The 10,551-nt window shown below is 55.5% G+C and carries 12 protein-coding genes; 11 read left to right on the top strand and 1 reads right to left on the bottom strand.

The genetic code is table 11. From position 1 onward, the window contains the following. The 11 genes from D0901_RS09455 to D0901_RS21250 all read left to right on the top strand — a co-directional run. The coding region (locus tag D0901_RS09455; protein ID WP_162500836.1) for a transposase at positions 1 to 289 on the top strand (289 nt) is incomplete at its 5' end. A 75-nt stretch (positions 290 to 364) separates the two neighbouring features. Next, a complete protein-coding gene (locus D0901_RS09450; protein WP_129140055.1) occupies positions 365 to 1,009 on the top strand; it encodes an imm11 family protein in 645 nt (214 codons plus the stop codon). A gap of 28 nt (positions 1,010 to 1,037) precedes the next feature. Then, positions 1,038 to 1,277, top strand: a complete 240-nt coding sequence (locus tag D0901_RS09445) for a hypothetical protein (protein WP_129140054.1) — start codon at positions 1,038 to 1,040, stop codon at positions 1,275 to 1,277. A 112-nt stretch (positions 1,278 to 1,389) separates the two neighbouring features. Beyond that, a complete protein-coding gene (locus tag D0901_RS09440) occupies positions 1,390 to 1,905 on the top strand; it encodes a hypothetical protein (protein ID WP_129140053.1) in 516 nt (171 codons plus the stop codon). 161 nt (positions 1,906 to 2,066) lie between these two features. Continuing rightward, positions 2,067 to 2,306, top strand: coding sequence for a hypothetical protein (locus D0901_RS09435; RefSeq protein ID WP_129140052.1), 240 nt, complete (start codon positions 2,067 to 2,069; stop codon positions 2,304 to 2,306). 113 nt (positions 2,307 to 2,419) lie between these two features. Further along, entirely contained in the window at positions 2,420 to 2,956 is a 537-nt protein-coding gene (locus tag D0901_RS09430) for a hypothetical protein (protein WP_129140051.1), read from the top strand. Between the two features lie 134 nt (positions 2,957 to 3,090). Further along, positions 3,091 to 3,369 carry a hypothetical protein gene (locus tag D0901_RS09425; RefSeq protein WP_129140050.1) on the top strand — a complete coding sequence of 93 codons (279 nt, stop codon included), beginning with the start codon at positions 3,091 to 3,093 and terminating at the stop codon, positions 3,367 to 3,369. Positions 3,370 to 3,444: 75 nt separating this feature from the next. Beyond that, the gene (locus D0901_RS09420; RefSeq protein ID WP_129140049.1) at positions 3,445 to 4,206 is read left to right on the top strand and encodes an imm11 family protein; all 762 of its coding nucleotides are present in this window, start codon (positions 3,445 to 3,447) and stop codon (positions 4,204 to 4,206) included. Between the two features lie 265 nt (positions 4,207 to 4,471). Then, a complete protein-coding gene (locus D0901_RS09415) occupies positions 4,472 to 5,116 on the top strand; it encodes an imm11 family protein (protein WP_129140048.1) in 645 nt (214 codons plus the stop codon). Between the two features lie 28 nt (positions 5,117 to 5,144). Continuing rightward, complete coding sequence (locus D0901_RS09410) at positions 5,145 to 5,783, top strand: hypothetical protein (RefSeq protein WP_129140047.1); 639 nt, start codon at positions 5,145 to 5,147, stop codon at positions 5,781 to 5,783. Between the two features lie 36 nt (positions 5,784 to 5,819). Then, positions 5,820 to 10,397, top strand: coding sequence for a calcium-binding protein (locus tag D0901_RS21250; protein WP_129140046.1), 4,578 nt, complete (start codon positions 5,820 to 5,822; stop codon positions 10,395 to 10,397). Here the strand turns inward: D0901_RS21250 and D0901_RS20885 are convergent. Beyond that, entirely contained in the window at positions 10,394 to 10,543 is a 150-nt protein-coding gene (locus D0901_RS20885) for a hypothetical protein (RefSeq protein WP_162500848.1), read from the bottom strand. The genes D0901_RS21250 and D0901_RS20885 overlap by 4 nt on opposite strands. Between the last annotated feature and the right edge of the window lie 8 nt (positions 10,544 to 10,551).

Here is a 10,551-nt window from a genome sequence, read left to right as displayed (position 1 = left end):
ACGGCCTCGCCGGCGTCCCGACAAACTCCATGCGGACAAGGCGTACGATCATCGCCGTTGCCGCCGAGCCTGTCAGCGACGGGGCATTCAGCCCCGTATTGCTCGTCGAGGTGTCGAGGATAGTCAGCGACTCGGCTGCCATCGCTGGGTTGTCGAACGAACCTTTGCGTGGCTGAGCCGGATGAGGCGACTTACCACGCGCTATGAGCGGCGAGTCGATATCCATTATGCCTTTACGCTGTTGGGCTGTTCCTTGGTCTGTCTGAACAAGCTTCAAGGCAGGTTTTGAAAGGCGCTCTTAGCGAATGACACTGATCATCCCGCTGTCGCGCGGGATGACGCTCATGCATTGAAGGAGAATATCATGACGTATTACACGGTCGATGCCACGGTCTGGGCAACCAATATTTTTACGAATTCGGACCTGATATATGCATTTTTTGCGGATAACTACTTGGAAGATGAAGATGCCGCTTGGGATGCCATGAAGCGTGCCAATAGGGGAGAGCCATTACCCGTCGAACGCTTTCCCAGGGAAATGTATGTGATGAGTCAATACAACAAGTACAAGAAGCTTCCTCACATATTCAAGGCAGGCGGTTTTTGGGTCGTGTCCCAGCGGTTCGCCGAGGTACTACGGCGTTTCGAGCTGGGTAAAACCGCGCTTTATCCGGTGAGACTCTTCCAACACGACCGTACCACGCCGTTCGACGGGGAGTATTTTTGTCTGGCATTCGGCGAAACCCAGGATACCTTCGTACCGGAGGAGTCACCTAGAATCAGGAAGGTCCCTTTTAGGAAAACAGATATCTGGGAGCCAAAACATACGGATAATGACTATGGCTTGGCGTTTGAAAAAACTGTTCTGCAAGGTGTTGACTTGTGGATGGATAAAAAAATGGAAGATGTATTTTTTCTCAGCGATCGCCTCTATCAAGACCTGAACGCCGAGAAGCTGGCCAAGCCGTTGGCTCCGTATCGCTGCCGCGTCGTTTCCAACCGGCACTGATCTCCACTCCCGACAAGGAGCCCATGGTATGGCCAGGGACACGTTTCATCTATTTCAGATTCATCACATTCTGCCGAATGAGCTTTTCAATGATCCTGACATCCAAAAGGGATTGAAAGCCCTGCTCGGTGACAATTACCTAGCTTTGCGCAACAGCGAGGCGAACAAGATCGCGCTCTACCGTCATGTCCATCAGGCGGAAATGGTTCGGGAATCCCTGAGAAAGGGGAGGGTTTTATGGGCTATTGGTCCGGTACCATGCCAATAGCGAGCCGACCAGAGGGCTTTCAGGGAGAGCCGGATGATCAGTGCCATTAGCGGATGACACTGATCATCCCGCTGTCGCGCGGGATGACGCTCATGCATTGAAGGAGGATATCATGACGTATTACACGGTCGATGCCACAGTCTGGGCAACCAATGCCCTGACGGATACGACGCTATTATATGGATTTACCGGAGACAATTATGAGAAGGATGAAGATGCGGCGGTCGAATCCATCCGCCGGGCAAAGCAAGGCATCGCGTCGGATGACGATAGCTGGCCCAAAGAAATGTACTTCGATAGTCCCTACAAAAAATTATCAAAGCTCCCGGCTATTTTCAGCGCTGGTGGTGTATGGGTCGTGTCCCAGCGGTTCGCCGAGGTGCTACGGCGTTTCGAGCTGGGGAAAACCACACTTCATCCGGTGAGACTCTTCCAACACGACCGTACCACGCCGTTCGATGGGGAGTATTTTTGTCTGGCGTTCGGCGAAACCAAGGATACCTTCGTACCGGAGGAGTCACCTAGAATCAGGAAGGTCCCTTTTAGGAAAACAGATATCTGGGAGCCAAAACATACGGATAATGACTATGGCTTGGCGTTTGAAAAAAACTGTTCTGCAAGGTGTTGACTTGTGGATGGATAAAAAAATGGAAGATGTATTTTTTCTCAGCGATCGCCTCTATCAAGCCCTGAACGCCGAGAAACTGGCCAAGCCGTTGGCTCCCTATCGCTGCCGCGTCGTTTCCAACCGGCACTGATGATCTCCACCCGCGACAAGGAACCCATGGTATGGCCAGGGACACATTTCATCTGTTTCAGATTCATCAAATTCTGCCGAATGAGCTTTTCAATGATCCTGACATTCAAAAGGGATTGAAAGCCCTGTTCGGTGATTATTACCTCGCCCTTCGCGACAGCGAAGCGAACAAGATCGCGCTCTACCGTCATGTCCATCAGGCGGAAATGGTTCGGGAATCCCTGAGAAAGGGGAGGGTTTTATGGGCTATTGGTCCGGTACCATGCCAATAGCGAGCCGACCAGGGGTGGTTTCAGGGAGAGCCGGATGATCAGTGCCATTAGCGAATGACACTGATCATCCCGCTGTCGCGCGGGATGACGCTCATGCATTGAAGGAGAATATCATGACGTATTACACGGTCGATGCCACGGTCTGGGCAACCAATATTTTTACGAATTCGGACCTGATATATGCATTTTTTGCGGATAACTACTTGGAAGATGAAGATGCCGCTTGGGATGCCATGAAGCGTGCCAATAGGGGAGAGCCATTACCCGTCGAACGCTTTCCCAGGGAAATGTATGTGTTGAGTCAATACAACAAGTACAAGAAGCTTCCTCACATATTCAAGGCAGGCGGTTTTTGGGTCGTGTCCCAGCGGTTCGCCGAGGTACTACGGCGTTTCGAGCTGGGTAAAACCACACTTCATCCGGTGAGACTCTTCCAACACGACCGTACCACGCCGTTCGATGGGGAGTATTTTTGTCTGGCGTTCGGCGAAACCAAGGAAACCTTCGTGCCGGAGGAGTCACCGGAGGCTGGTCAATCTCCTTTGATGAGTAAGGATAGATGGAAGCCCAGTTTGGGGAGGGAAGATTATGGCCTGGCGTTATGCAGGAAATCTCTGCAAGGTGTTGACTTGTGGATGGAAAAAAAATGATGAATGTTTTTTTTCTCAGCGACCGCCTCTATCAAGCCCTGAACGCCGAGAAACTGGCCAAGCCGTTGGCTCTCTATCGCTGCCGCGTCGTTTCCAACCGGCACTGATCTCCACCCGCTACAAGGACCTGTGGTATGGCCAGGGACACGTTTCATCTATTTAAGATTCATCACATTCTGCCGAATGAGCTTTTCAAGGATAAAGATATCCAAAAGGAATTGAAAGCCCTTTTCGGTGATGATTATCTCGCCCTTCGCGACAGCGAAGCGAACAAGATCGCGCTCTACCGTCATGTCTATCAGGCGGAAATGGTTCGGGAATCCCTGAGCAAGGGAGAGAGTTTTATGGGCTATTGGTCCGGTACCATGCCAATAGCGAGCCGACCAGGGGGGCTTTCAGGGAGAGCCGGATGATCAGTGCCATTAGCGAATGACACTGATCATCCCGCTGTCGCGCGGGATGACGCTCATGCATTGAAGGAGGATATCATGACGTATTACACGGTCGATGCCACAGTCTGGGCAACCAATTCCCTGACGGATACGACGCTATTATATGGATTTACCGGAGACAATTATGAGAAGGATGAAGATGCGGCGGTCGAATCCATCCGCCGGGCAAAGCAAGGCGTCGCGTCGGGTGACGATAGCTGGCCCAGGGAAATGTACTTCGATAGTCCCTACAAAAAATTATCAAAGCTCCCGGCTATTTTCAGCGCTGGTGGTGTATGGGTCGTGTCCCAGCGGTTCGCTGAGGTGCTACGGCGTTTCGATCTGGGGAAAACCACACTTCATCCGGTGAGACTCTTCCAACACGACCGTACCACGCCGTTCGACGGGGAGTATTTTTGTCTGGCGTTCGGCGAAACCAAGGATACCTTCGTGCCAGAGGATTCACCGGAGGCTGGTCAATCTCCTTTGATGAGTAAGGATAGATGGAAGCCCAGTTTGGGGAGGGAAGATTATGGCCTGGCGTTATGCAGGAAATCTCTGCAAGGTGTTGACTTGTGGATGGAAAAAAGAATGATGAATGTTTTTTTTTCTCAGCGATCGCCTCTATCAAGCCCTGAACGCCGAGAAACTGGCCAAGCCGTTGGCTCCGTATCGCTGCCGCGTCGTTTCCAACCGGCACTGATCTCCACTCCCGACAAGGAACCCATGGTATGGCCAGGGACACGTTTCATCTGTTTCAGATTCATCATATTCTGCCGAATGAGCTTTTCAAGGATAAAGATATCCAGAAGGGATTGAAAACCCTGTTCGGTGACAATTACCTCGCCCTTCGCGACAGCGAGGCGAACAAGATCGCGCTCTACCGTAATGCCCATCAGGCGGAAATGGTTCGGGAATCCCTGAGAAAGGGGAGGGTTTTATGGGCTATTGGTCCGGTACCATGCCAATAGCGAGCCGACCAGGGGTGGTTTCAGGGAGAGCCGGATGATCAGTGCCATTAGCGAATGACACTGATCATCCCGCTGTCGCGCGGGATGATGCTCATGCATTGAAGGAGGATATCATGACGTATTACACGGTCGATGCCACGGTCTGGGCAACCAATGCCCTGACGGATACGGCGCTATTATATGGATTTAATGGAGATAATTATGAGAAAGACCCCAAAAAGGCAGTCGAATCCATGCGGCGATCTGATCGAGGGGTTGCATCAGGTGATGATAGCTGGCCCAGGGAGATGTACTTCGTTAGTCCCTACAAAAAGTTATCAAAGCTCCCGGCTATTTTCAGCGCTGGTGGTGTATGGGTCGTGTCCCAGCGGTTCGCCGAGGTGCTACGGCGTTTCGAGCTGGGGAAAACCACACTTCATCCGGTGAGACTCTTCCAACACGACCGTACCACGCCGTTCGATGGGGAGTATTTTTGTCTGGCGTTCGGCGAAACCAAGGATACCTTCGTGCCAGAGGAGTCACCGGAGGCTGGTCAATCTCCTTTGATGAGTAAGGATATATGGAAGCCCAGTTTGGGGAGGGAAGAATATGGCCTGGCGTTATGCAGGAAATCTCTGCAAGGTGTTGACTTGTGGATGGAAAAAAAAATGATGAATGTTTTTTTTCTCAGCGATCGCCTCTATCAAGCCCTGAACGCTGAGAAGCTGGCCAAGCCGTTGGCTCCGTATCGCTGCCGCGTCGTTTCCAACCGGCACTGATCTCCACTCCCGACAAGGAACCCATGGTATGGCCAGGGACACGTTTCATCTATTTCAGATTCATCACATTCTGCCGAATGAGCTTTTCAAGAATAACAATATTTCAGAAGGGTTGAAAACCCTGTTCGGTGATGATTATCTCTCGCTTCGCGACAGCGAGGCGAACAAGATCGCGCTCTACCGTAATGCCCATCAGGCGGAAATGGTTCGGGAATCCCTGACCAAGGGCGAGGGTTTTTATCGCGATATCGGGATGGGCGGAAGCTACCATGAAGGGGGGCATAAAGGATATAACGATTTTATTTTGGATCAGGCACGAATTATTCTGGCTTTGCCAGACGATGTGCTAACTACTGAGCAAAAGAAATTTGCATTTTTCGATCTGGCGCGTTTTTCCAAACATGTATCCGAAGGGACAGCCACCTTTGATGGTAAATTATTATCCCTTTCTGGAGGTGCCGATAATGCAAAGATTTTGGATAAGGCTTGGAGTTCCAAACAGCTCGACTACACCGATCCCGATGTGTTGACAAAGGACGGCCTGGGTGATTTCAAGGCGAATTTTCTCAGTCAGGACCGGTTGATCACCGATGCGGGTACCAATGGAGAATTCAACACCGAGCAACGGTTGCTGGTCACGCGAAAGTTCACCGAGGCGCTGCACTAGGACGGGCTGATCAGCGACGTGACTTTCAACGAGCGCATGGCCCGGCTCGAGGCCGCCATTGCCAACCAGCGCGCCGGTGATATCGGCGATGTCTTTTTCAAGAACAGTTATGAAAAGGCGGTGGCCGACGGCCGACCGGTATCGCTGGCCGAGACGCTCAAGCACCTCTCCGGGATCGACGAAAACGGCCAGCCGCTTGCCCAGGTGTTGGCCACGCTGGAGGGCGACAAGTCGTTGCCACTGAAGAGTGCCTCGGGGTTGGCCGCTGAACTCGAACAGTGGCATCTGAATTTGCCGGATGCCTTGACGGAGCTATCCCGGGAAACCCGGCTCAGCCTCGAAAAATCGCTGGTGGGCGTGGGTGGCGGTATCGTCGGTGATGTGGGCGAATTTCTCAATAATGCCTACGAGAGCCTCAAGCACGGCCTGGATACCGGTGACTGGCAGCCCATGCACAATGATGCCGTGGCGTTCGGCGAATCCATGGTGTTGACCGCGATCATGGTGGTCGGCACGACCACGCTGGCCGGCGTCGTGGCGGGGCCGGGCGCGGCGGCCCTGGTGGCCAATGGTTGGGCGGTTTATGGGGTCGCCGATGGCTTGATCAATATCGGTGAGCTGATCGGCAAGGTCGTCGATGACGTGGGGTATTGGGCCGATCTGCTCTCGGATAGCTTCATGGCCTGGCTGAAGGATGAGTTCGGTTATGCCAGCGAGATCGTTTCCCCGCTGGTGCTGGATCTGGATGGCGATGGTGTCGAAACGCTGGCGCTCGAAAACGGGGTGTATTTCGACCACGACGGTAACGGCTTCGCCGAGAAGAGTGGTTGGGTCGGGGCCGACGATGGCCTGCTGGTCTGGGATCGAAACGGCGATGGCGACATCACCGATGGTGGCGAGCTGTTCGGCAACCATGTGTTGCTGGACGATGACACCAAGGCGCAAAACGGTTTCGCGGCCCTGGCGGCACTGGACGATAACGACGATGGCATCGTCGATGCCGAGGATGCGAACTTCGCGTCGTTACGAGTCTGGCGGGATGCCAATGGCGATGGCGTGACGCAGAGCGGCGAGTTGCTGTCGTTGGCCGAGGCCGGGGCTGCGGGCCTGGAGGTGGGGTATGAGAGCGCATCTTTCATCGACGACGCCGGCAACGAGCATTTGCAGTTGGGCCGTTTCAAGGGGGCGGATGGCAAGGACGCGGCCCTGGTGGATGTCTGGTTCCGACATGATCTGATGGACACCCGCGATGGCGCGCGGCCCCCGAGCGAGGGCGAGGCGCAGGCCGGCCCCGGCCTGGTGGGTTATGGCAACGTGCACGACCTGCAAACCGCCGTGACATTGGATGACAGTGGCCAACTGCGCGACTTGCTGACCCGTTTCCAGTCGGAGCCGGATGTCGCCGCGCGTCATGCCCTCATCGACGAGTTGATGTTCGCCTGGACCGGGGCCGATGCCCATGCCGCCGACAGTCGCGGGCGTTATATCGAGGATGCGCGCAAGCTCCACGCGCTGGAAGCGTTCATGGGTGAGACCTTCGTGCAGGGCAGCGGCACCAACGCCGGTTTGCAGGACCCCGGGCCCAATGCCTCGAAGTCACTGACCGAGACCTATCAGAGTCTGGCCGATCAGGTTTACGCCAGCCTGGCCATCGACGCTCATTACGCCGACTGGTTCGCGGACCTCGACATCGATGTCGCGGGTGGCGAGTGGCAGGTCGATATGACCGCGCTGCGGGGCCGGTTGGCGCGGCTATTCGATGGCGGTGAATTCTCTGACATCGCTCGAATACTGGATTTCGGCGATATTCTGAGCCGTGCCGACACGCCGCTCACCGATGCGCTACTGACACGGCTCAATGCCGAAGGAACGCCCGAAGGGGCGGATTTCGAGCGCTTGTTGTCCAGCCTCGGGCAAGCCGATCGATTCGAGGATTCACACGGTAATGTGGTCAAGGCCAGCGGTGCCTTCGAGCTCCTCGGTTTCAGTGACCGTGCGGATGCCCTGCAGGGGGCCGCGGGGGACGACGAATTGATCGGTCTTTCGGGCGGCGACACCCTGGCCGGTGGTGACGGCGACGATCGGCTCTTGGGAGGTGCCGGTCACGATGAGCTGTTCGGCGGCGCCGGAGGCGATGATCTCTTGGGCGGGGAGGGAATGGACGAACTCCATGGTGGCGATGGCGCCGATCATCTCGACGGCCAGGATGGTGACGATCGCCTGTTCGGCGATCGGGGACGAGACGAGCTGCTGGGCGGTGTGGGCAACGATGTGCTTCATGGTGGCGATGGCGATGACCGTCTCGCAGGGGGTAATGGCAATGACACGCTGGTTGGCGGCCTGGGCAAGGACTCGCTGGCCGGGGGGGAGGGAAGTGACGAACTCCATGGTGGCGATGGCGCCGACCATCTCGACGGCCAGGACGGTGACGATCGCCTGTTCGGCGATCTGGGACGAGACGAACTGCTGGGCGGTGCGGGTAACGACGTGCTCCATGGTGGCGATGATGGCGACCGTCTCTACGGCGGTGATGGCGCCGATACGATCAAGGGTGGCCTGGGGAACGACATCCTGCAGGGCAGTTTGGGTGACGATACGCTCGACGGTGGTCGCGGCAATGATTGGATACAGGGGGGTGACGGCAGTGACTCGATCGAGGGCGGCCTGGGTGACGATACCCTGAACGGGGGGCTGGGCGACGATGAACTCGAAGGCGGTCGCGGTGAGGATTTCCTGCTTGGTGGCGGCGGTTTCAATTGGCTTCAGGGAGGCCTGGGTAACGATACCCTCCGGGGAGGCGACGCTGGCAACGTGATCGCGGGTGGAGACGGTGACGACCTGATCAATGGAGGCGCCGGTGATGACGTTATCGAGGGCGGCCGCGGTGACGATACGATCTGGCAGGTCGGGGGGCGGAATACGTATATCTTCAGCGAAGGCTGGGGGAATGATGAACTCCTCAGTGTTACCGAAAATGATGTCATCGCGTTCGATGATACCGTCCTCCCGACGGATATTCGGGTGGGGAGGTCGGATTCCGATCTCATCCTGCGTTCGGCCTCGGGCGATGACCGAATCGAAATCAGCTTGTACTTTTCGACGGGCACGACGCACGGTGCCCTGGACCGTGTGGTTTTCGCCAATGGCGAGGTCTGGGATCGACGCGCGATTTCATCGAAACTCATCGCCACGACACCGGGAGATGATATCGTCGAAGGCACGGCCCTGGACGAATTCATCAATGGTCAAGCCGGGAACGATAGGTTACTGGGCGGAGGCGACAACGACACCCTGGTTGGTGGTGCGGGCCAGGATATCCTGGAAGGGGGTAGCGGTAGTGACGAATATTGGTTCGCCAAGGGCTGGGGACAGGACATCCTGAATAATCTTGCGTTCGATCATGATGAATCCACAGATGCCATCGTGTTTCGTGACGGGTTGACCGCCGAGGACATCTCCGTGCGGCGAGATGACTTTTCGCTGGTCATCGAATCCCGGCAAGGGGATGACCGTATTACCGTCGAAAATTACTTTCTTGATGATGAAGACAAGCTCTATCGACTCGATACCCTTCACTTTTCCGATGGTGAGGCATGGTCGTTCGAGGACGTCAAGCTCATGATGATACAGGGGAGCGACGGCGACGATCATCTACAGGGTTACGCGAGCGACGATACGCTGAGCGGTGGTCTGGGAAATGATGTCATTGACGGCGGTGCCGGTAACGATGTCTTGCAGGGTGGGCCCGGCGATGACGAACTCGTCGGTGGAACGGGGGCCGATATCGTGCGCTACGGGCTGGGTGATGGCCACGATATTATCGATACGGTAAGCCTTTATGACGCCGAGCGCGTGGACGTGGTCGAGTTTCAAGCACTGTTGCCCGAGGACGTATCGGTGTCGCGGGATGAATACGATCTGATCGTTACTCTCGATGAAAGCGGTGAAACGCTGACCATCAATGGGTTTCTATCGGAGGCCTACCCGAGCGAGGTCGAAACGCTCCGCTTCGAGAATGGCGTGGAGTGGACGTTACCCGATATAGAACCGATGGTGTCCGACGAGGAACCATCCGGTGGTTACGACGGTGGTATGAATACCGAACACGGTACCGCCGGCGACGATAGGCTCATCGGAGGTATCGGCATGGATTTCCTGTATGGGGAGGAAGGCAACGATATCCTGGAAGGCAAGGGTGGGCCGGATATACTCGATGGCGGTATGGGCAACGATAGACTGGTCGGTGGTGGCGGGAACGATAGTCTGATAGATCCCGGGGGTAGCGATATTTTCGTTGTTTCGGCCGGTGATGGCCAGACTCTGATTCAAAATACCTCGCAGAACCCCGATAACGATCAAGATGTGTTGATGATCATGGATATCGACTACATGGCATTGCGTGTCTCGTATGACTATATCGGCTTGATGATTACGGTGGAAGATAGCGACGATGTCATCAGGGTCGCGGGCTGGCAGTCGGATGAGACCACTCGTCTGGATGCGATACAGGTCGGTGACCATCGATTGACGAAGGAAGCCATCGAGCCGCTGACAACGGACGACGCGCCTCGAGCGCTAGGGCTCAACGAGATGGACGAATTGATATTGGTCTAGAGCTGGCCCGACGTCATTCGGACTTCGCTATCGATCGAGCGCCGCAGCATTAACTGCGGCGCTTTTTCATGGTAGGGGCGGTGCAACTGGCGGTCCCGGCCACGTTCGATGAGGTTGCTGAATTCGCGAGCCAGGCTCTGGCGCATGCAGTGAG

This window comes from Modicisalibacter coralii (assembly GCF_004117855.1).
GTDB classification, from domain to species: domain Bacteria; phylum Pseudomonadota; class Gammaproteobacteria; order Pseudomonadales; family Halomonadaceae; genus Modicisalibacter; species Modicisalibacter coralii.
This window is presented reverse-complemented; position numbering and strand designations above follow the sequence as displayed.

What these genes read in the sequence shown, in the direction of transcription:
- D0901_RS09450 (WP_129140055.1), top strand. Translation starts at nt 365, where the DNA reads ATGACGTATTACACGGTCGATGCCACGGTCTGGGCAACCAATATTTTT.
- D0901_RS09445 (WP_129140054.1), top strand. Translation starts at nt 1,038, where the DNA reads ATGGCCAGGGACACGTTTCATCTATTTCAGATTCATCACATTCTGCCG.
- D0901_RS09440 (WP_129140053.1), top strand. Translation starts at nt 1,390, where the DNA reads ATGACGTATTACACGGTCGATGCCACAGTCTGGGCAACCAATGCCCTG.
- D0901_RS09435 (WP_129140052.1), top strand. Translation starts at nt 2,067, where the DNA reads ATGGCCAGGGACACATTTCATCTGTTTCAGATTCATCAAATTCTGCCG.
- D0901_RS09430 (WP_129140051.1), top strand. Translation starts at nt 2,420, where the DNA reads ATGACGTATTACACGGTCGATGCCACGGTCTGGGCAACCAATATTTTT.
- D0901_RS09425 (WP_129140050.1), top strand. Translation starts at nt 3,091, where the DNA reads ATGGCCAGGGACACGTTTCATCTATTTAAGATTCATCACATTCTGCCG.
- D0901_RS09420 (WP_129140049.1), top strand. Translation starts at nt 3,445, where the DNA reads ATGACGTATTACACGGTCGATGCCACAGTCTGGGCAACCAATTCCCTG.
- D0901_RS09415 (WP_129140048.1), top strand. Translation starts at nt 4,472, where the DNA reads ATGACGTATTACACGGTCGATGCCACGGTCTGGGCAACCAATGCCCTG.
- D0901_RS09410 (WP_129140047.1), top strand. Translation starts at nt 5,145, where the DNA reads ATGGCCAGGGACACGTTTCATCTATTTCAGATTCATCACATTCTGCCG.
- D0901_RS21250 (WP_129140046.1), top strand. Translation starts at nt 5,820, where the DNA reads ATGGCCCGGCTCGAGGCCGCCATTGCCAACCAGCGCGCCGGTGATATC.
- D0901_RS20885 (WP_162500848.1), bottom strand. Translation starts at nt 10,543, where the DNA reads ATGCGCCAGAGCCTGGCTCGCGAATTCAGCAACCTCATCGAACGTGGC.